22 protein-coding genes are annotated in these 18,362 nt (G+C 73.0%); 8 read left to right on the top strand and 14 right to left on the bottom strand.

The features are described 5' to 3' along the window. The first annotated feature begins 9 nt into the window (after positions 1 to 9). Positions 10 to 591, top strand: a complete 582-nt coding sequence (locus ACZ60J_RS25405) for a pyridoxamine 5'-phosphate oxidase family protein (protein WP_469685216.1) — start codon at positions 10 to 12, stop codon at positions 589 to 591. Positions 592 to 624: 33 nt separating this feature from the next. Next, positions 625 to 1,293, top strand: coding sequence for a L,D-transpeptidase family protein (locus ACZ60J_RS25400; protein ID WP_469685607.1), 669 nt, complete (start codon positions 625 to 627; stop codon positions 1,291 to 1,293). On the opposite strand, the gene ACZ60J_RS25395 is transcribed toward ACZ60J_RS25400, so the two are convergent. From ACZ60J_RS25395 to argC, 6 genes are all read right to left on the bottom strand, one after another. Beyond that, a complete protein-coding gene (locus ACZ60J_RS25395; RefSeq protein WP_469685214.1) occupies positions 1,280 to 2,206 on the bottom strand; it encodes a hypothetical protein in 927 nt (308 codons plus the stop codon). The two genes, ACZ60J_RS25400 and ACZ60J_RS25395, sit on opposite strands and share 14 nt — an antisense overlap. Positions 2,207 to 2,304: 98 nt before the next feature. Continuing rightward, positions 2,305 to 2,841 carry an arginine repressor gene (locus tag ACZ60J_RS25390; protein ID WP_250744663.1) on the bottom strand — a complete coding sequence of 179 codons (537 nt, stop codon included), beginning with the start codon at positions 2,839 to 2,841 and terminating at the stop codon, positions 2,305 to 2,307. A gap of 22 nt (positions 2,842 to 2,863) precedes the next feature. Beyond that, positions 2,864 to 4,063, bottom strand: a complete 1,200-nt coding sequence (locus ACZ60J_RS25385) for an acetylornithine transaminase (protein ID WP_469685212.1) — start codon at positions 4,061 to 4,063, stop codon at positions 2,864 to 2,866. Continuing rightward, positions 4,060 to 4,983: an acetylglutamate kinase gene (argB, locus tag ACZ60J_RS25380; protein ID WP_469685210.1), complete on the bottom strand. Its 924-nt coding sequence runs from the start codon at positions 4,981 to 4,983 to the stop codon at positions 4,060 to 4,062. Before argB ends, ACZ60J_RS25385 begins: the two co-directional genes overlap by 4 nt. Further along, positions 4,980 to 6,146: a bifunctional glutamate N-acetyltransferase/amino-acid acetyltransferase ArgJ gene (gene argJ / locus ACZ60J_RS25375; RefSeq protein ID WP_469685209.1), complete on the bottom strand. Its 1,167-nt coding sequence runs from the start codon at positions 6,144 to 6,146 to the stop codon at positions 4,980 to 4,982. The genes argB and argJ overlap by 4 nt, the downstream gene beginning before the upstream one ends. Positions 6,147 to 6,326: 180 nt before the next feature. Next, positions 6,327 to 7,355, bottom strand: a complete 1,029-nt coding sequence (argC, locus tag ACZ60J_RS25370; RefSeq protein WP_469685208.1) for an N-acetyl-gamma-glutamyl-phosphate reductase — start codon at positions 7,353 to 7,355, stop codon at positions 6,327 to 6,329. A 158-nt stretch (positions 7,356 to 7,513) separates the two neighbouring features. On the opposite strand from argC, the gene ACZ60J_RS25365 reads away from it, so the two are divergent. Further along, complete coding sequence (locus tag ACZ60J_RS25365; protein WP_469685206.1) at positions 7,514 to 8,224, top strand: DUF6215 domain-containing protein; 711 nt, start codon at positions 7,514 to 7,516, stop codon at positions 8,222 to 8,224. Positions 8,225 to 8,257: 33 nt separating this feature from the next. On the opposite strand, the gene ACZ60J_RS25360 is transcribed toward ACZ60J_RS25365, so the two are convergent. The 3 genes from ACZ60J_RS25360 to ACZ60J_RS25350 all read right to left on the bottom strand — a co-directional run bounded on the left by ACZ60J_RS25360 (position 8,258) and on the right by ACZ60J_RS25350 (position 9,607). Continuing rightward, on the bottom strand, positions 8,258 to 8,674 hold the full coding sequence (locus tag ACZ60J_RS25360) for a VOC family protein (protein ID WP_469685204.1): 417 nt from the start codon (positions 8,672 to 8,674) through the stop codon (positions 8,258 to 8,260). A 9-nt stretch (positions 8,675 to 8,683) separates the two neighbouring features. Beyond that, a complete protein-coding gene (locus ACZ60J_RS25355; protein ID WP_469685202.1) occupies positions 8,684 to 9,115 on the bottom strand; it encodes a helix-turn-helix domain-containing protein in 432 nt (143 codons plus the stop codon). A gap of 84 nt (positions 9,116 to 9,199) precedes the next feature. After that, a complete protein-coding gene (locus ACZ60J_RS25350) occupies positions 9,200 to 9,607 on the bottom strand; it encodes a DUF5997 family protein (protein WP_469685200.1) in 408 nt (135 codons plus the stop codon). A 58-nt stretch (positions 9,608 to 9,665) separates the two neighbouring features. On the opposite strand from ACZ60J_RS25350, the gene ACZ60J_RS25345 reads away from it, so the two are divergent. After that, entirely contained in the window at positions 9,666 to 10,445 is a 780-nt protein-coding gene (locus ACZ60J_RS25345) for a LysR family substrate-binding domain-containing protein (RefSeq protein WP_469685198.1), read from the top strand. Between the two features lie 296 nt (positions 10,446 to 10,741). After that, positions 10,742 to 11,335 carry a chitin binding peritrophin-A domain-containing protein gene (locus tag ACZ60J_RS25340; protein ID WP_469685196.1) on the top strand — a complete coding sequence of 198 codons (594 nt, stop codon included), beginning with the start codon at positions 10,742 to 10,744 and terminating at the stop codon, positions 11,333 to 11,335. Here ACZ60J_RS25340 and ACZ60J_RS25335 read toward each other — a convergent pair. The 3 genes from ACZ60J_RS25335 to ACZ60J_RS25325 all read right to left on the bottom strand — a co-directional run bounded on the left by ACZ60J_RS25335 (position 11,332) and on the right by ACZ60J_RS25325 (position 14,227). Continuing rightward, positions 11,332 to 12,114 carry an N-acetyltransferase gene (locus ACZ60J_RS25335; RefSeq protein WP_469685194.1) on the bottom strand — a complete coding sequence of 261 codons (783 nt, stop codon included), beginning with the start codon at positions 12,112 to 12,114 and terminating at the stop codon, positions 11,332 to 11,334. The two genes, ACZ60J_RS25340 and ACZ60J_RS25335, sit on opposite strands and share 4 nt — an antisense overlap. 72 nt (positions 12,115 to 12,186) lie before the next feature. Then, positions 12,187 to 12,762 carry a histidine phosphatase family protein gene (locus ACZ60J_RS25330; protein WP_469685192.1) on the bottom strand — a complete coding sequence of 192 codons (576 nt, stop codon included), beginning with the start codon at positions 12,760 to 12,762 and terminating at the stop codon, positions 12,187 to 12,189. A gap of 31 nt (positions 12,763 to 12,793) precedes the next feature. Further along, a complete protein-coding gene (locus ACZ60J_RS25325) occupies positions 12,794 to 14,227 on the bottom strand; it encodes an aminotransferase-like domain-containing protein (protein ID WP_469685190.1) in 1,434 nt (477 codons plus the stop codon). On the opposite strand from ACZ60J_RS25325, the gene ACZ60J_RS25320 reads away from it, so the two are divergent. Continuing rightward, entirely contained in the window at positions 14,226 to 15,167 is a 942-nt protein-coding gene (locus ACZ60J_RS25320) for a DMT family transporter (RefSeq protein ID WP_469685188.1), read from the top strand. The two genes, ACZ60J_RS25325 and ACZ60J_RS25320, sit on opposite strands and share 2 nt — an antisense overlap. A gap of 49 nt (positions 15,168 to 15,216) precedes the next feature. Continuing rightward, complete coding sequence (locus tag ACZ60J_RS25315) at positions 15,217 to 15,414, top strand: DUF1918 domain-containing protein (RefSeq protein ID WP_250744647.1); 198 nt, start codon at positions 15,217 to 15,219, stop codon at positions 15,412 to 15,414. A gap of 35 nt (positions 15,415 to 15,449) precedes the next feature. Here ACZ60J_RS25315 and ACZ60J_RS25310 read toward each other — a convergent pair whose 3' ends face one another. Then, on the bottom strand, positions 15,450 to 16,715 hold the full coding sequence (locus ACZ60J_RS25310) for a glycoside hydrolase family 10-like protein (RefSeq protein ID WP_469685187.1): 1,266 nt from the start codon (positions 16,713 to 16,715) through the stop codon (positions 15,450 to 15,452). A gap of 151 nt (positions 16,716 to 16,866) precedes the next feature. On the opposite strand from ACZ60J_RS25310, the gene ACZ60J_RS25305 reads away from it, so the two are divergent. After that, positions 16,867 to 17,763 (top strand): 3-hydroxybutyryl-CoA dehydrogenase, encoded by an 897-nt coding sequence (locus ACZ60J_RS25305; protein WP_469685186.1) that lies wholly within the window; start codon positions 16,867 to 16,869, stop codon positions 17,761 to 17,763. Between the two features lie 24 nt (positions 17,764 to 17,787). Here ACZ60J_RS25305 and ACZ60J_RS25300 read toward each other — a convergent pair whose 3' ends face one another. Beyond that, positions 17,788 to 18,309, bottom strand: a complete 522-nt coding sequence (locus ACZ60J_RS25300) for an NUDIX hydrolase (RefSeq protein WP_383944901.1) — start codon at positions 18,307 to 18,309, stop codon at positions 17,788 to 17,790. Positions 18,310 to 18,362 lie beyond the last annotated feature (53 nt).

Below are 18,362 nucleotides of genomic sequence, written 5' to 3'. Positions count from 1 at the left end.
AATCGGACCATGGGAAAGCTCTATGACCGCATCGACAGCCGCATGCGCACCTTCATCGAGGAGCAGCCGGTCTTCTTCACCGCGACCGCTCCGCTCGACGGTGACGGGCACGTCAACCTGTCCCCCAAGGGCCGCGCCGGGACGCTCGTCGTCATCGACGAGACGACCCTCGCCTACCTGGACTTCGGCGGCAGCGGCGCCGAGACCATCGCGCACGTCCGCGAGAACGGCCGCATCACGCTGATGTGGTGCGCGTTCAGCGGGCCGCCGAACATCGTGCGCATCCACGGCGACGGCGAGGCCGTCTTCCGCGACGACCCGCGCTGGGACGGGCTGCTCGAACGGTTCGGGGACGCGGACGGGCCCTCGGCCCGCGCCGTCATCCTCGTGCGGACCCGGCGGATAGCCACCGTGTGCGGGTTCGCCGTCCCCTTCATGGACTACCAGGGCGAGCGCACGCTGCACGCGGAGTACTTCGGCCGCAAGACGGACGAGGAGTTCAGCGAGTACTGCGAGAAGAAGGAACACATCGCGGTGAGCATCGACGGCCTGCCGGGCCTGCCGTTGCCCCTTCCGCCCCGTACCGTCTGACATGTGCTGCGTACCGCGCTCCTCGCCGCCTCACTGACCGTCACCAGCCTGCTGCTCCAGGGCCCCCAGGGTGCCCCGCCGCTGCCCGCCCGACTCGCGGACACCGGCGGCGGCAGCCAGCTGATCACCGCCGTGGCTCCGGCCCCCGGCTCCACGACCGGGCGCCTGACCTGGTGGGACCGGTGGGCAGGGCGCTGGCACGCGGTGGGGAGCGCGCCCGCCCGCTTCGGCGCGAACGGGCTGACCGAGGGCGCGAGCAGGGTCCAGGGGACGAACACGACCCCGGCCGGCCTGTACGCGCTCCCCTACGCCTTCGGCATCGCGGACGCCCCGGCCGGTACCGCGTACCGCTACCGGGAGGTGACCCCCGACTCCTGGTGGTGCCAGGACAACTCCTCGGCGAGCTACAACCGCTGGGTGGAGCCGCTGCCCGCGGACTGCGCGCCGGGCGAGGCGGAGCACCTGACCACGTACGAGAAGCAGTACGCGCACGCCCTGGTCATCGCCTTCAACTACGAGGAGCCGGTACGGGGCCGGGGCGCGGGCATCTTCCTGCACGTCGACGGCAAGGGCGCGACGGCCGGCTGCGTCTCGGTCCCCGAGTACGCGATGCGCGCGGTGCTGCGCTGGGCGGACCCGCGCAGGCGGCCGCACATCGCGATCGGCACCGCGGACGGACCGCTCGCGGTCACCCGCTACTAGGAAGGGCGCCGGGGCCCGCCTCTCCGGCGGGCTCGTCGGAGGCCCGGTAGTGGTAGGCGTCCTCCCACCCGTCGTCCCCGCCGCCCCAGCCCCAGCCCCAGTCCTCGTCCCCGTCGTCGTCCCCGTCCTCGGAGACCACCCGGTCCGCCCCGCGCCAGCGGCCGTGGTCGTCGGCGCTGCGGAGCACGCGGACCCGCTGCTCCTCGTCCAGCGCGGCCACGGCGGGGTGGACCTCGGCCCGCATCCGGTCGCCCAAGGGGTCGCCGCACTCCGTGCGGGCCAGGACGGCCCGGCGGGCGGCTTCGGCGTAGCAGAGCGACACCAGGCCCAGCGCGGTCACGGCGGCCGCCGCCCATTGCGCCGGTCCGTGCGGGCGGGAGAACACCAGCAGCTCGGCCACCACCATCCAGCACACCAGGAGCAGGATCAGGCCCGCGCAGCCGCAGCAGCCCCGCAGGCACCCGGGCTCCTCGTCCGGCGGCATGCGCGGGAGCTCGGGCAGCAGGGCGTCCGCTTCGGCACGGTGGGCTCGGCGCCGGGCCCCGTACTCCTCGTCGTTCCGGTCGATCCAGCCGATCGACACCGGCTCGGGATCGTGTCGCCGCACCGCCTCCAGCAGGGCTGCGGGCAGCGGGTGGGAGGGGGTCCGGGCGGGATCGCGGCCCGTCTCCGTCAGGAGCACGGCGCCCTCGCCGTCGATGCCGAGGTATCCGTCGAGGAGGAGTTCGGCGGCGGCCGCCACCGCCTGCCCGTGCGCCATCGCGGCGACCTGGTACGGCCCGAGGCGCAGGCCTGCGACCAGCCGGAGGACCTCGCGCCGGATCCGGGCCCGGCGCCGCCACCGCCGGGCGAGGGGCCCGTAGACGGCGGCGTTCATGACGAACACCGCGAGTACGAGGACGAGTTGGAGCACGCCCCGAGGCTACGTGCGGCGGCGCCGGACCGGCACCGTGTTTCCGACGAACCGCCGGACCGACGGACCGGCGCCCCCGCACACCGGGAGCCGTCGGCTCAGCCCTCCTTCTGGGCCAGCCTCAGCAGGTGGTCGGCGAGGGCCTGACCGCCCGCCGGGTCGCGGCTGATCAGCATCAGGGTGTCGTCGCCCGCGATCGTGCCGAGGATGGCCTGGAGTTCGGCCTGGTCGATCGCCGAGGCGAGGAACTGGGCCGCGCCGGGCGGGGTGCGCAGGACCACGAGGTTCGCGGAGGCCTCCGCGGAGATCAGCAGTTCGCCGGAGAGGCGCCGCATGCGCTCCTCCTTCGCCGACTCGCCGAGCGGCGCCTGCGGGGTGCGGAAGCCGCCCTCGCTGGGTACCGCGTAGATCAGCTCGCCCCCGGTGTTGCGGATCTTCACCGCGCCGAGCTCGTCGAGGTCGCGGCTGAGCGTCGCCTGGGTGACGCTCAGCCCGTCGTCGGCGAGCAGCTTGGCCAGCTGGCTCTGGGAGCGGACCGGCTGCCGGTTGAGGATGTCCACGATCCGGCGGTGGCGGGCGGTGCGGGTCTGCGGAACGGACTGCCCGTTCGGCTCGTGTTCCTGCGCCTGGCTCATCGTCGTCCCATTCCCCGTTTGATCATCCGTCCACGCCTGCGGCGGACTTCGCTGCGTCGAGCACGCCGGGCAGGGCCTCCAGGAACGCGTCCACCTCGGCCTCGGAGAGCACGTACGGGGGCATGAGCCGTACGACGTCGGGGGCGGGCGCGTTGACCAGGAAGCCGGCGTCCTGAGCCGCGCGCTGGACCTGCGCTGCGAGCGGCTCGGTCAGCACGATACCCAGCAGGAGGCCCGCTCCGCGGACGTGCGAGACGAGCGGGTGTGCGAATCCTTCGATTCCGCCCCGCAAGCGCTCGCCGCGCTCCTTGACCTGGTCGAGGAGACCGTCGGCCGCGACGGTGTCGATCACGGCGAGGCCGGCGGCGCACGCGATCGGGTTGCCGCCGAAGGTGGTGCCGTGCTGGCCGGGCTGGAGCAGGTCGGCCACGGGCCCGAAGGCGGCCACGGCGCCGATCGGCAGACCGCCGCCGAGCCCCTTGGCGAGGGTGACGACGTCGGGCTCGACGCCCTCGTGGGCCTGATGCTCGAACCACTGGCCGCAGCGCCCGATGCCGGTCTGCACCTCGTCGAGGACGAGCAGGGTGCCGGTGGCCCGGGTGATCTCACGGGCGGCCGTCAGGTATCCGGCCGGGGGGACGACCACGCCGTTCTCGCCCTGGATCGGCTCGATGATCACGAGCGCGGTCTCCTCGGTGACGGCGGCCCGCAGGGCCTCCACGTCGCCGTACGGGACGTGCGTGACGTCTCCGGGGAGCGGCAGGAACGGGCCCTGCTTCGCGGGCTGCCCGGTGAGCGCCAGGGCGCCCATGGTGCGGCCGTGGAAGCCGCCGGTGGTGGAGACCATGTGGGTCCGGCCGGTCAGCCGGCCGATCTTGAAGGCGGCCTCGACGGCCTCGGCACCGGAGTTACAGAAGAAGACCTTGCCGGGGCGGCCGAAGAGCTGGAGCAGCCGCTCGCCGAGCGCGAGGACCGGCTCGGAGGCGTAGAGGTTGGACACGTGGCCCAGGGTGGAGATCTGCTCGGTCACGGCGGTGACGATGGCCGGGTGCGCGTGCCCGAGGGCGTTGACCGCGATCCCGCCGACGAAGTCGGTGTACTGCTTGCCGTCCGCGTCCCAGACCTGCGCGCCCTCTCCGCGTACGAGCGCCAGCGCGGGGGTGCCGTAGTTGTTGGTCAGCGCGCCCTGCCAGCGGGCGGCGAACTCCTGGTTGCCGGTCATGCGGGGTCCCCTCCCTGGGTGTCTGCTGCCTGTGCGTCGGGCACGACCATCGTGCCGATGCCCTCGTCCGTGAAGATCTCCAGCAGGATCGAGTGCTGGACCCGCCCGTCGATCACCCGGGCGGTGGTCACCCCGTTGCGGACGGCGTGCAGGCAGCCCTCCATCTTCGGGACCATGCCGCTGGACAGCTCGGGCAGCAGCTTCTCCAGCTGGCTGACGGTGAGCCGGCTGATGACCTCGTCGCTGTTGGGCCAGTCCGCGTAGAGCCCCTCCACGTCGGTGAGGACCATCAGCGTCTCGGCGCCGAGTGCGGCGGCGAGCGCCGCGGCGGCCGTGTCCGCGTTCACGTTGTACACGTGGTGGTCGTCGGCGCTGCGCGCGATGGAGGAGATGACCGGGATCCGGCCGTCCGCCAGCAGCGCTTCGATCGCGCCGGTGTCGATGGCGGTGATCTCGCCGACCCGCCCGATGTCCACGCTCTCGCCCTCGATCTCGGGCAGGTGCTTGGTGGCGGTGATGGTGTGGGCGTCCTCGCCGGTCATGCCGACGGCCAGCGGCCCGTGCTGGTTGAGCAGCCCGACCAGCTCGCGCTGGACCTGCCCGGCCAGGACCATCCGTACGACGTCCATCGCCTCGGGCGTGGTGACGCGCAGACCCGCCTTGAACTCGCTGACCAGGCCCTGCTTGTCGAGCTGGGCGTTGATCTGCGGGCCGCCGCCGTGGACGACGACCGGCTTCAGGCCGGCCTGGCGCAGGAAGACGACGTCCTGGGCGAAGGCGGCCTTCAGGTCCTCGTCGATCATGGCGTTGCCGCCGAACTTGATGACGACGACCTTGCCGTTGTGCCGGGTCAGCCAGGGCAGGGCCTCGATGAGGATCTCGGCCTTGGGCAGGGCGGTGTGCCTGCGTGCAGTGCTCATGAGGAGTAGGCGCTGTTCTCGTGAACGTACTCGGCGGTCAGGTCGTTGGCCCAGATGACGGCGGACTGCGAACCGGTGGACAGGTCGGCGGTGATGCGGACCTCGCGGCCCTTCATGCTCACCAGGTCGCGGTCCTCGCCGACCGAGCCGTTCTTGCACACCCAGACGTCGTTGATGGCGACGTTCAGCCGGTCCGGGTCGAAGGCGGCCTGCGTGGTGCCGATCGCGGACAGGACGCGGCCCCAGTTCGGGTCCTCGCCGTGGATGGCGCACTTGAGCAGGTTGTTCCGGGCGATGGACCGGCCGACCTCGACCGCGTCCTCCTCGGTGGCCGCGCCGATGACCTCGATGCGGATGTCCTTGCTGGCGCCCTCGGCGTCGCCGATCAGCTGGCGGGCCAGGTCGTCGCAGACCGTGCGCACGGCCTCCGCGAACGCCTCGTACGCCGGCACCCGGCCGGACGCGCCGGAGGCGAGCAGCAGCACCGTGTCGTTGGTGGACATGCAGCCGTCGGAGTCGACCCGGTCGAAGGTGGTGCGGGTCGCGGCGCGCAGCGCCCGGTCGAGGGTGGCGCCGTCCAGGTCGGCGTCGGTGGTGAGGACGACGAGCATGGTGGCCAGGCCCGGGGCGAGCATGCCGGCACCCTTGGCCATGCCGCCGACGGTCCAGCCGTCCTGGGCGACCGTGGCCGTCTTGTGCACGGTGTCGGTGGTCTTGATGGCGATGGCCGCGGCCTCGCCGCCGTCCGCGGAGAGCGCGGCGGCCGCGGTCTCGATGCCGGGCAGCAGCTTGTCCATGGGGAGCAGGACGCCGATCAGGCCGGTGGACGCGACGGCGACCTCGCCGGCGTTGACCTCGCCGCCGAGCCCGTTCAGGACGTCGGCGACCTTCTCCGCGGTGGCGTGGGTGTCCTGGAACCCCTTGGGGCCGGTACAGGCGTTGGCGCCGCCGGAGTTGAGGACGACCGCGCTGACCGTGCCGCCGCGCAGGACCTGCTCGGACCAGTGGACGGGCGCGGCCTTGACCCGGTTGGAGGTGAAGACGCCGGCCGCGGCCAGGCGCGGCCCGTTGTTGACCACGAGGGCCAGGTCGGGATTGCCGTTCGCCTTGATCCCGGCGGCGATGCCCGCCGCCGTGAACCCCTGTGCTGCCGTGACGCTCACTGCATCTCCTCGTTCGCTTCTCCGCCCGCGCAGCGCGCCCGTGCGGCCATCGTCGTCGTCTGCAGCCGAGTGGCTGCCCGTGCGACGCTCACGGCATCTCCTCGTTCGCTTCTCCGCCCGCGCAGCGCGCCCGTGCGGCCATCGTCGTCGTCTGCAGCCGAGTGGCTGCCCGTGCGACGCTCACGGGGCGACTCCGATCGTGGAAAGACCCAGGCTCTCGTGGAGGCCGAGGGCGATGTTCATGCTCTGGACCGCGCCGCCGGCGGTCCCCTTGGTGAGGTTGTCGATGGCGCTGATCGCGATGATCCGCTGCGCGGTCTCGTCGTACGCGACCTGGACCTGAACGGCGTTGGAACCGTAGACGGAGGCGGTCGCCGGCCACTGGCCCTCGGGCAGCAGGTGCACGAAGGGCTCGTCCGCGTACGCCTTCTCGTACGCGGCGCGGACCGCGTCGGCCGTGGTGCCCGGCAGCGCCTTGGCGGAGCAGGTGGCCAGGATGCCGCGGGGCATCGGCGCCAGCGTGGGCGTGAAGGAGACGGACACCCGCTGGCCGGCCACGGGGCTGAGGTTCTGCACCATCTCGGGCGTGTGGCGGTGGCCGCCGCCGACCCCGTACGGGCTCATGGAGCCCATGACCTCGGAGCCCAGCAGGTTCGGCTTGAGCGCCTTGCCGGCGCCGGAGGTGCCGGAGGCGGCGACGATCACGGCCTCGGGCTCGGCGAGCTGCGCGGCGTAGGCCGGGAACAGCGCGAGCGAGACGGCGGTCGGGTAGCAGCCGGGGACGGCGATGCGCTTGGAGCCGGCCAGGGCGGCGCGGGCGCCCGGCAGCTCGGGAAGGCCGTAGGGCCAGGTCCCGGCGTGCGGGGCGCCGTAGAACGTGTCCCAGTCGGCGGAGTTCTGGAGCCGGTGGTCGGCGCCCATGTCGACGACGAGGACCTCTTCGCCGAGCTGGGCGGCCACGGCGGCGGACTGGCCGTGCGGCAGGGCGAGAAAGACGACATCATGACCGGAGAGCACCTCGGGCGTGGTCGCCTCCAGAACGCGTCCGGCCAGCGGCACCAGGTGCGGCTGGAGCGCACCGAGCGGCTGCCCGGCGTTGGAGTTGGCGGTCAGTGCGCCGATCTCGACCTCGGGGTGGGCCAGCAGCAGGCGCAGCACCTCCCCGCCCGCGTATCCGCTCGCACCGGCCACCGCTACACGTACCACCATCGGACCCTCCTCCTCGATGGCATGACTATACGTACGAGCGCACGTTTATGCAAAGCAATCATCCGGCCTTGCTCCCCCAGTGTTACTCGCTTGTCCGCCCGGTGATCACGGGTTACGTTCCCCGGGCACATATCGGGGGAACACAGCAGGTGGGGGACATGGGCGGGGACGGTCTGACGATCAGCAAGGGCGCCGCGATAGGCCAGGGCCTCACAGCCGTGGCGCTGTTCGGGGCCGTGGGAATCGGCCTCTGGGCAAACGACCGGGCGGCGAGTGCGGGCGTCGAGCCCAAGCCCGTCACCTGTTCGCACGGGCAGTCGGAGAAGACGCCCGCGGAGGCGGTGACCGAGGCGGCGGACGTGTCCGGGGACCAGCTGTGCGCCGCGCTGCACCGCCCCGACCTCGCGGACCTGCTGGGTACTCCGGGGGAGGCCGTGAAGAACGCGAACGGCGGCGGCAGCACCTTCAAGCCCGTCGGCGGCGACACCGCGATCCACACCCCTTCGGGCAGGGTCGACCTCGAGACCTACACCGTGCACCTGAGGGCCTCGGACGACGGGCTGAAGATCGCGACCGTGGCCGAACTCCTCGGGGGCGGCGCGCCGACGGTGACCGTCCTGGGGCATCCGGCCGCCTTCTACTCGGACCGCACCCTCAGCATCAGCTTCAGGCTGGACGGCAGCAATACCAGCACCGGCACCGGCGTCCCGACCCGCACCCTGGTGGTGGCCCGGGGCCCGCAGGACGACGGCAGCTCCTACGAGCTGACCCTGTGGCGCTCCGACGGCAGGGTGCCCGACGACGCGGTCGTGCGGCGCGTCGCCGAGACGGTGCTGCCGACGGTCCCGGGGTGGGCCGCCGCCGGGTGAGGCCCCGCGGGAGCGCGGGTCAGCCGCTGCGGGTCAGCTGCTGCGGGGCTGGTTGAAGCGGAGCATGTTGCCGGACGGATCGCGGAAGGCGCAGTCGCGGACCCCGTACGGCTGGTCGACGGGCTCCTGGAGCACCTCTGCGCCGGTGGCCCGGATGCGCTCGAACGTCGCGTCCACGTCGTCCGTCGCGAAGATCACCCCGCGGAGCACGCCCTTGGCCAGCATTTCCGCCATCGCCTGGCGGTCGGCCGGCGAGGCGCCGGGATCGGCGAGCGGCGGTTCGAGGACGATCTCCACGTCGGGCTGCTCGGGCGAGCCGACGGTCACCCAGCGCATCCCCTCGAAGGCGACGTCGTTGCGCACTTCCATGCCGAGGGCGTCACGGTAGAAGGCGAGCGCCTTGTCGTGGTCGTCGACGGCGATGAAGCACTGCGAGATCTTGATGGTCATGCCCCGACGCTACGACGCGGCCGCGGATCCCGCTCCCCCGTTGCCCGCGGAGTTCCGCACGGGCCGGGTGAAGACCTTCGCCACACAGGCCGGGATGGCGGCGCCGGCCTCGTGCCGGCGGGCCCGGTAGGCGCTGGGCGTCTCGCCGACCAGCTCCGTGAAGCGCGAGCTGAACGACCCGAGCGAGGTGCATCCGACCGCGAAGCAGACCTCGGTCACGCTCAGGTCGCCCCGGCGCAGCAGCGCCTTGGCCCGCTCGACGCGGCGGGTCATCAGGTAGCTGTACGGGGTCTCTCCGAAGGCCGCCCGGAAGCTGCGGGAGAAGTGCCCGGGCGACATGAGGGCGACGGAGGCCAGCGCCGGTACGTCCAGCGGCTCGGCGTAGTCGCGGTCCATCACGTCCCGGGCCCGCCGCAGCCGCACCAGGTCCTCGATCGTCACGCGCACCAGCATCTCACGGCCGGTGCGGGCCACGGGGGGCCGCAAGGAAGCCCGCAGGCCGCCCGAAGGAGACCGGACGGGAGACTACTTCCCGGCCTTCTCGGCGGCCTTCGCGGCCTTCTCCGCCTGCATCTGCTTGATGCGGACGGTCTCCTTGCGGACGTCGGACTGGGTGGCGCGCTCCTTCGCGAGCCACTCCGGCATCTCCTGCTTGAGGGCCTCGATCTGCTCCGTGGTGAGCGGCTCGGTGACACCGCCGCGCGCCAGACCGGCGATCGAGATGCCGAGCTTCGACGCGACCACCGGACGGGGGTGCGGGCCGTTCGCCCGGAGGTCCTGCAGCCACTGCGGCGGCTCGGCCTGGAGGGCGGTCAGCTCGGTGCGCGAGACGACACCCTCCTGGAACTCTGCGGGGGTGGCCTCGAGGTACACACCCAGCTTCTTCGCCGCGGTAGCGGGCTTCATGGTCTGGGTGGTCTGGTGCGACGTCATGAGGTCAAGGGTATCGAGCATGTGCGCCCCCTCCGACCACGGCCGGTAATCTGGCCGGGTGACAGACTCCCGGACACCCCCGTCGTTCCAGCTCGCATACGTCCCCGGGGTGACTCCCACGAAGTGGGTCCGGATCTGGAAGGAGCGTCTGCCCGACGTTCCGCTGACCCTCGTCCAGGTCGCTCCGGCCGAAGCCCCCGCCCTGCTGCGCGGCGGCGGCGCCGACGCCGGGTTCGTCCGGCTGCCGATCGACCGCACGGACCTCAGCGCGATCCCGCTCTACACCGAGACCACGGTCGTGGTGATCCCGAAGGACCACCCCATGGCCGCGGCCGAGGAGCTGTCGATCGCGGAGCTGGCCGACGAGATCGTGCTGCACCCGCTGGACGACACCCTCGGGTGGGAGCAGCTGCCGGGCAAGGCCGCGTTCCAGCGCCCGGAGACCACGGCCGACGCGATCGAGCTGGTGGCCGCGGGCATCGGGGTGCTGATCGTGCCCCAGTCGCTGGCGCGGCTGCACCACCGCAAGGACCTCACCTACCGCACCCTGCTGGACGCCCCCGAGTCGCGCGTCGCGCTGTCGTGGCCCGAGGCGGAGGAGACTCCCGACCTGGTGGAGGAGTTCATCGGGATCGTGCGCGGGCGGACCGTCAACAGCTCGCGCGGCCGCGGCCGCACCCAGCCGGAGCCCGAGCAGAAGAAGGCGAAGCCGGCCCGTAAGCCCGCTCCCAAGTCGGGCGGCAAGCCGGCCGCGAGGAACCCGCGGTCCGGTGCCCCCAAGGGCGGCAAGGCCACGGCCAAGTCCACCGGCAAGCGCGGTAAGCCCCGGGGCCGCTAGTCCGTCTCCTTCGGATCCTGCCCGGCTCCCCGCGAGGGGCACCGGGATGATCAGCGCGGCCAGGGCGTTCCCCCACTGCCACGGGTGAGCGCCCGTCGTGCCCGCAGCCATGCCCCATGTCCGTACCCCTGGTCCGTCCCGTGGTCCCGTGACCGGACTCCGTCGGCTTGAACGCGTTCAAGCCGACGGATATTCGCACTCTCTGGCGATGCCCTGAGAGCGTTGCGCCCGCCACACGGCCGTCCCTATAGTCACTTCGTATTCATTTCGTCACAGTGAGTGAGCTGGGGGCAAGGGTGTTACGTATCGGCAAGGGTCCGGCCGGCAAGGGATGGGCCGCCTCGTTCGCCGCGCTGGCCGCCGGGGCGGTCCTCGCGCTGGGAGTGGGGGCCGCACCCGTGAGCGCCGCCGAGGGCTCGTGCGCGGGCGGCGCCACCGGGCGACTGCCGCGCCTGCAGGACCAGCGGTTCTACGTCCAGTGCGCGGGCGGGGTCGCCACCGTCGTGGCCTGCCCCACCGGGCAGGTCTACGCCCCTGGCACCCAGCTCTGCGCGGCGCCCGAGCAGGTCCGGCCCGCCGTGGCCACGCTCACCACGGCCGGGCCGGCGAAGCTGAACGGGCTGCTCTTCGGGGTCAGGAACCTCAGCACCACCGTGCGGATCGCGGACGCCCCGGCCGGGCTGGACGGCGTACCGGTCACCTTCACCACCGTCGGCGGCCGGCCCCTGTGCACCGCGGTCACCGACCAGTTCGGAGCCGCCCGCTGCGACACCCCGGCCCGGCCGACGATCCCGCTGGACGAACTCCTGCGCGGCTACCGGGCCACCTACGCCGGCGTCGGCGGGATCTACCTCCCCTCCTCGGCCACCGCGCCCATCGCGCTGCTCTAGGCCGTCCGGGCGAGGGCGTGCCGGACCCAGACGTTCGGCTCGACGTAGACCGCGAAGCCCTGCTCCGGTTCGCAGTGGACCGGGGACAGGGCGCCCGGCACCCGGACCGGGCCGGCCGTGTCGAAGGGCAGGCCGGTCCACTCCCGCCACTGGGCGACGGAGCCGGTGATCGTCATCGACAGCGGGGCCACCGAGTCGATGACGCCGCCCGCCCGGACGTGGACCCGTAGCCACGGGTCGTGCGGGAGGCCGTCCTCGCGGGTGCGGTACGCGTACTCGTGGATCGAGGTGTCCGGCTCGGCCGGCTTTCCGCTGGGCCGCACCGGCGCCACCGCCTCGGCGAAGCCGCGCGCGCGGGCGTTCTCCCGCATTGCGGCGAGCATCCGGCCGGAGAGGCCCTCGCCCTGCCGGCCGGTGGCGACGCTGATCTCGATCGCGCTCACGGTGTCGGGCTCGACCCCGCGCCGTCGGTCGGAGAAGGCCCACATCAGGATCCGGTCCCAGCCCTGCGCGGGGAGCACCCCGTCACGGCCGGGCGCGTGCTGCGCGAAGGGCACGCTGAAGCCCCGGGCGACCACCGTGTCGCCGTCCGTGGCGATCAGGACGTACTCCGGGAACTCGGCCACCATCCGCGGGTACAACAGCCAGGCCAGCGCGTCGTGCTGGGCGAACTCCGGCCACGAGTCCTTCATGTCCCAGAGCCGGTCCGCCAGTTCGGGCCGCTCGGCGAGCGTGGTGATCCGAATGCCCGAGCCGTTCGCGTCTGTGCTGTCGTCCATGCCCGCAGGCTAAGCACGCCCCACCTGCGCTTCAACCGATTAAATGATCTAGTGCCGTGGCCGGTCACGCCACTAGACCGGCGCCGGGAGGGAGAGGCTCCAGCGGTGCGGGCGGCCGGCGAGGGTGAGCGTGGACAGGGGGCGGACGTCCACGTTCCAGTAGGTCAGCGGCGGCGCGTTCAGCGCGTAGACGAGCGCCGCCCGGACCACCGAAGGCTCCGCCACCGCCACGATCGCTCCCCCGTCGTCGGCCGGCCGGGTGTCGAGCCAGCCGCCGATCCGGGCGATGAAGGCGAGCAGGGACTCCCCGCCGTGCGGCGCGGCTCGCGGGTCGGTCAGCCAGAGGTCCACGGCCGCGGGGTCCCGAGCCGCCACCTCGGCCAGGGTGAGTCCGCGCCAGTGGCCCATGTCGCACTCCCGCAGGGCGGGTTGCGCCATCGGGGCGTAGCCGAGGGCGGTACCGGTGGCCCGGCTGCGCGAGGTCGGCGAACAGTAGCGGAGCTCGGCCGAGCCCAGGGGTACGAGCCCGCGCGCGGCGGATTCCACCGCGCGCCAGCCGTCTACGTCGAGGGGGCGGTCGTCGTCGAAGCGCTCGGCGAGCAGCGAGGTACTACGGGCTGCTGCGACTAGCGAAACCCGAACATGCATGCGGCGATGGTGATCCGCGTGTCGCACGAGGTCAAGCGTCGAGACGAAGCCCGGCGCGCAGCCGCCGGACGGCCTCGGTCAGTTCGCCCGCGCCGGACACCCCGGCGAAGCTCAGCCGGACGAACGGACCGGGAGGTTCCGCGCAGAAGTACGGCCGTCCCGGCGCGACCGCGACCCCGGCCCGCAGGGCGGCCGCCACGAAGGCCGCGTCGTCGCCGCCCCCGCCGGGCCGCGCCCACAACTGGTAGCCGCCGCGCGGCGGATGGGGCACCTCCAGCTCCGGCAGCTCCCGCCGCAGCGCCCCCGCGAGGACGTCCCGGCGGTGGCGCAGCTCGGCGGCCACGGTCTTGAGGTGGCGCGGCCAGGCGGGTGCGCCCACCAGTTCCAGGGCGGCCTCCTGGAGGGGCCGGGGCACGAAGAAGCTGTCCACGACCTGGATGGCGCGCAGCCGGTCGAAGACCGGGCCGCGGGCCGTCAGTGCTCCCACGCGCAGGCTGGGCGAGGTGACCTTGGTCAGGGAGCGCACGTGGACGACGACCCCGTCCGGGTCCTCGGCGGCGAGCGGCGCGGGCAGCGGGCCCGAGTCCTCGTGGGCCAGGGACCGCGCGTAGTCGTCCTCCAGCACGAACGCCCCGGCGGCGCGGGCGATCCGCAGGACCTCTCCCCGCCGCTCGCCGGACAGGACGGCCCCGGTCGGGTTCTGGAACAGCGGCTGGCATACGAACACCCGCGCCCCGGTGGCTTCGAAGGCGGCGGCCAGCAGCTCCGGCCGGACCCCGTCCGCGTCCACCGGGACCGGCACGGGCCGGCACCCGGCGGCCCGCGCGAGAGCCAGCAGTCCCGGGTAGGTCGGGGATTCGACGAGGATCGGCGCCCCCGGCGGGGCGAGCGCCCGCAGGGCGGTGGCGAGTGCGCTCTGACCGCCCGCGGTCACCAGGACGTCCCCGGCTGCGACCGCCCCGCCGATCTCCCGCGCGAACCAGTCCCGCAGCTCCGGCAGCCCCTCCACGGGCGGCCGCCCCCACACCCCGGGCCGTCGGCCGGCCCGGGCGAGGGCCGCCGCCATGGCCCGCTCGGGCTGGAGCGCCGGATGCAGGTAGCCGCTGTGCAGTTCGATGACCCCGACGGGCGGGGCGGCCAGGGTGACCAGCACTCCGGAGGCGTCCACGGAGCGCGGGACCACCTCCCCTGCGTCCTCGGCGCTCAGGGCGACGGCCTGCCAGGAGGTGTCGCCGGGCGCGGGGGCCTGGGCCCGGGGCTGCGCGCGGTAGACCCCGGCTCCGGGGCGGGTGACCACCAGGCCTTCGGCGGCGAGCTGGGCGAGGGCCCGGGACACGGTGACGGGACTGACCCGGTATTCCTCGACCAGGGCCCTGCTCGACGGGAGCTTTCCACCCACCGAGTAGCGGTTCAACTCGACTCGAAGGGATTCCGCCAGTTCCGCGACACTGCTACGCTCGTACATGACAGCACAGAATAGCGCTACTCTCCCCAACGCGATAGCAGTTCGAGGAACCGGCACCGGGATCCGCCGCCCCGCCCTCGGGGGCACCACCCTCGCCGCGGCCGGAGTCGTCACCTTCTCTCTGACCTTCCCCGGCACCGCCTGGGGCCTGGAGAGCTTCGGCCCCTGGTCCCTGTTCGGCCTGCGCTGTCTGCTCGCGGGCCTGACGGCCGCCGCCTTCCTGGTGGCCCTGCGCGTCCCGGTGCCCGCCCGCGCCCACTGGGCGGGGCTGGCGGTCGTCGCCGGCGGTGTGGTCGTCGGCTTCCCGCTGCTGACCACCCTGGCCCTGCAGACCTCCACCACCTCGCACGCCGCCGTGGTGGTCGGCCTGCTGCCGCTCACCACGGCCGTCGTCTCCTCGCTGCGCACCGGGGCCCGGCCCTCGCGCCGCTTCTGGTCCGCGGCCGTGGCCGGCGCCGTCGTCGTCCTCGGGTTCACCGTGGCCCAGAGCGGCGGCGCCCTCTCTGCCGGAGACGCCTTCCTCTTCGCCGCACTGCTGGTGTGCGCGGCCGGGTACACCGAGGGCGGGCGCCTGGCCCGGCTGCTGCCCGGCTGGCAGGTGATCGCCTGGGCGCTGGTGCTGTGCCTGCCCATCGGCCTCGTCGGCTCCGCGCTCGGGCTCGCGTACGAGCCGGTGGAGTTGACCGGCCGCGGGGTGGCCGGGCTGGTCTGGGTGGCGGTCGGCTCCTCCTTCCTCGGCCTGTACGTCTGGTACCGCGGCATGGCCGAGATCGGCGCGGCCCGCGCGAGCCAGCTCCAGCTCGCGCAGCCGCTGCTGACCCTGCTGTGGTCGGTGCTGCTGCTCGGCGAGGAGCTGTCCCCGGCCGCGCCCGTCGCCGCCTGCGCGGTGCTCGTCTGCATCGCGGTCACGCAGCGGCCCGATGGGCCAAAAAGGGGCTGAACGACCTAAACTGCTAGCACCGGAACGGACCGCCACCGAGGAGGTCAGCATGCGCGCGACCGAGGGCGACCAGCTGGTTCAGCACGGCAGGATCGTGGGCCAGCACGACAAGGTCGGTGAGATCACCCAGGTCCTGGGAGAGAACGGCACCCCTCCCTACCGCGTCCGCTTCACGGACGGACACGAGGCCGTCATGTCCCCCGGCCCCGACTGCGTCGTGAAGCACCCCGCCGACCACGACCACTGACGGGCCGCCCCTGAGGGCCCCCGAAGACGGCCCGGTCAGCGCGGTGGCACGGCCACCGCCGTCGGATAGTGGTCGGCGACCACCCGGGCCATCGCCCCGTTGGGGTCCGTGACCACCTGCTTCGCGGAGAAGTAGACGTGGCCGCGGACCTCCGGGTACCCGGCGGCGAACCTCAGGTGCCGGGACAGCTCGCGCGGATCGCGCCAGGCGGCCGTGGAGCTCTGCGCGTCGCAGCGGTACAGCGCCTCCCCCACGTAGAGCTGGACGCGCGTGCCGGCGACGGTCCGCGCCCACCAGGGGACGATCGCGGCGTAGTCGGCGGACGGGTGGCCGATCTGCCAGTACGCCTGGGGCACGATGTAGTCGATCCAGCCCTCGCGCACCCACTTGCGGGTGTCCGCGTACAGGTCGTCGTACGTGCCGACGCCCGCCTGGGTCTGCGAACCGAGCGGATCCCGGTCGGAGTTGCGCCAGACGGCGAAGGGGCTGATGCCGAAGCGCGTCGCGGGGCGCAGCGCCCGCAGCCGCTCGGACATCTCGCGGACCAGGGTGTCGGTGTTGTGCCGGCGCCAGTCGGCACGGGTCGCGAAGGCCCGGCCGTACTGCTCGTAGGCGGCGTCGTCGTCGAAATCGCGGCCCTCGACGGGGTACGGGTAGAAGTAGTCGTCCCAGTGCACCCCGTCCAGGGGGTAGCGGGCGACGGCGTCGAGCATGGCGTCCTGCACGAAGCGGCGGACCTCCGGCAGCCCGGGGTTGTAGTACAGCTTGCCGCCGTAGGCCACGGTCCAGCCCCGGTTCCGGCGGGCCGGGTGTTCGGGGACGAGCAGGCTCCGGTCGGTGTGGTTGGCCACCCGGTACGGGTTGAACCAGGCGTGCAGTTCCAGCCCGCGGGCGTGCGCTTCGGCGACCGCCGTGCCGAGCGGGTCCCAGCCGGGGTCGACCCCCTGCTCGCCGGTGAGCCACTGGGACCAGGGCTCGCGCGCCGAGGGCCACATCGCGTCGGCGGTCGGCCGGACCTGGAGGATCACCGCGTTGAGGCGGCGGGCGACGGCGGTGTCGAGGAGACCCAGCAGCTCGGCGCGCTGCTCCCGCGCGGAGAGCCCGCTCTGCGAGGGCCAGTCCACGTTCTGCACGGAGGCGACCCACATCCCGCGGAACGCGGGCGCACCCGCCCCCTCCGCCCGCTCCTCCCGGCCGGTCCCGTCCGCCTCCGGCCCGGCCGCTTGCGCGGGGGCCGCCGCCACCGCCGCCAGCACCCCCGCCGCCGCGGCGAGCACCCTCCGCCTCCCGATGGACGCCATGTGACGACTCCGTTCCGTTCCGTGACATTGCCTCGTGTCCGCCCAGCATGCCCGCCCCGGCCCGACACGCCGGGCAACGACGGGGGTAACGTCGGGGATCGTGGCGGGCGCCGGAACGCAGTTACCACTGCACGAGTACGGGGGACCCGCGATGGAGAGCAGCGAAAGGCACGATGTGACGGACCTCCCAGACGACATCGCACGCGTCGGCGTAGTGGGCTGTGGCCAGATGGGCGCGGGCATCGCTGAGGTGTTCGCCCGGAGCGGGCTCGAGGTGATGGTCGCCGAAACCACCGGCGAGGCCCTCGAACTCGGGCGGACCCGGCTGCACACCTCTCTGACCAGGGCCGCCGAACGCGGCAAGATCAGCGAGGAGGAGCGGGACGCGACCCTGGCCCGCCTGTCGTTCACCACCGATCTCGGCGAGTTCGCCGACCGCGACCTGGTCATCGAGGCGGTCGTCGAGAACGAGCAGGTCAAGACGGAGATCTTCCAGGTCCTCGACCAGGTGATCACCCGCCCGGACGCGATCCTCGCCTCCAACACCTCCTCGATCCCGCTGGTCAAGCTGGCCGTCGCGACCTCGCGTCCCGACCAGGTCATCGGCATCCACTTCTTCAACCCGGCCCCGGTGCAGCAGCTCGTCGAGCTGATCCCGGCGCTGACCACGAGCGACGAGACCGTCAAGCGCTCCGAGGCCCTGGTCGGCCAGGTGCTGGGCAAGCACGCGATCCGCGCCCAGGACCGCTCCGGCTTCGTCGTCAACGCGCTGCTCATCCCGTACCTGCTGTCCGCGATCCGGATGTTCGAGTCGGGCATCGCGAGCCGCGAGGACATCGACAACGGCATGGAGCTGGGCTGCGCCCACCCGATGGGCCCGCTGAAGCTCGCGGACCTCATCGGTCTGGACACGGTGGCCTCGGTGGCCGACTCGATGTACGCGGAGTTCAAGGAGCCCCTGTACGCGGCTCCCCCGCTGCTCCAGCGCATGGTCGACGCCGGCCGTCTCGGCCGCAAGACCGGCTCGGGCTTCTACCCGTACAGCTGACCCGTACGGCCGGCCACCTGCGGCTCAGCCGAGCCGCAGGTGGTGCAGGAGCAACAGTCCGGCCGCCATGTTGGCGGCCGGGATCTCGCCGCGCGCGATCATGTCGGGGACCAGCTTGAGCGGTACCCACTCGCGGCGCGAGGACTCGAAGTCGTCCTCGGGGTGGCCCGTGTACGTGGCCCCGTCCGCCCAGTAGAGGTGGTGGCGGGCGTCGGTCAGCCCGTTGGACGGCTCGACGGTCATCAGGTGGTGCAGGGGTCCGGGCCGCCAGCCCGACTCCTCCTCCATCTCGCGGGCGGCCGCCCGCTCCACGGACTCCCCGTCCTCGACGACCCCGGCGGGCAGTTCCCAGCCCCAGCTGTCGGTGATGAAGCGGTGGCGCCACAGCAGCAGCACCTCGTTGGCCTCGTTGACGGCCGTGGCGACGGCAACCGGGCGCAGCCGGATGACGAAGTGGTCCAGGTGCCGGCCGTCGGGGAGCTCCACATCGGCGAGATTCACGTCGAACCAGCGGTTCGTGTACACGGTTTGCTCACTCAGGTTCATCCACTGCACGGTTCTACCACCTTCCGATCGAGTAGGTGGCAACATGGCAGCAG

This window comes from Streptomyces sp. NPDC104226 (assembly GCF_055584085.1).
Note: the sequence above shows the minus strand (reverse complement) of the source record. Positions and strands in the feature narration are given on the sequence as shown.

Coding starts and splice junctions, on each gene's coding strand:
- ACZ60J_RS25365 (WP_469685206.1), top strand. CDS start 7,514: ATGGGCGGGGACGGTCTGACGATCAGCAAGGGCGCCGCGATAGGCCAG.
- argB (WP_469685210.1), bottom strand. CDS start 4,983: ATGAGCACTGCACGCAGGCACACCGCCCTGCCCAAGGCCGAGATCCTC.
- ACZ60J_RS25315 (WP_250744647.1), top strand. CDS start 15,217: ATGCGCGCGACCGAGGGCGACCAGCTGGTTCAGCACGGCAGGATCGTG.
- ACZ60J_RS25300 (WP_383944901.1), bottom strand. CDS start 18,309: ATGAACCTGAGTGAGCAAACCGTGTACACGAACCGCTGGTTCGACGTG.
- ACZ60J_RS25325 (WP_469685190.1), bottom strand. CDS start 14,227: ATGTACGAGCGTAGCAGTGTCGCGGAACTGGCGGAATCCCTTCGAGTC.
- ACZ60J_RS25330 (WP_469685192.1), bottom strand. CDS start 12,762: ATGCATGTTCGGGTTTCGCTAGTCGCAGCAGCCCGTAGTACCTCGCTG.
- ACZ60J_RS25305 (WP_469685186.1), top strand. CDS start 16,867: ATGGAGAGCAGCGAAAGGCACGATGTGACGGACCTCCCAGACGACATC.
- ACZ60J_RS25350 (WP_469685200.1), bottom strand. CDS start 9,607: ATGACGTCGCACCAGACCACCCAGACCATGAAGCCCGCTACCGCGGCG.
- ACZ60J_RS25320 (WP_469685188.1), top strand. CDS start 14,226: ATGACAGCACAGAATAGCGCTACTCTCCCCAACGCGATAGCAGTTCGA.
- ACZ60J_RS25390 (WP_250744663.1), bottom strand. CDS start 2,841: ATGAGCCAGGCGCAGGAACACGAGCCGAACGGGCAGTCCGTTCCGCAG.
- ACZ60J_RS25335 (WP_469685194.1), bottom strand. CDS start 12,114: ATGGACGACAGCACAGACGCGAACGGCTCGGGCATTCGGATCACCACG.
- argC (WP_469685208.1), bottom strand. CDS start 7,355: ATGGTGGTACGTGTAGCGGTGGCCGGTGCGAGCGGATACGCGGGCGGG.
- ACZ60J_RS25385 (WP_469685212.1), bottom strand. CDS start 4,063: ATGACCGGCAACCAGGAGTTCGCCGCCCGCTGGCAGGGCGCGCTGACC.
- ACZ60J_RS25310 (WP_469685187.1), bottom strand. CDS start 16,715: ATGGCGTCCATCGGGAGGCGGAGGGTGCTCGCCGCGGCGGCGGGGGTG.
- ACZ60J_RS25405 (WP_469685216.1), top strand. CDS start 10: ATGGGAAAGCTCTATGACCGCATCGACAGCCGCATGCGCACCTTCATC.
- ACZ60J_RS25360 (WP_469685204.1), bottom strand. CDS start 8,674: ATGACCATCAAGATCTCGCAGTGCTTCATCGCCGTCGACGACCACGAC.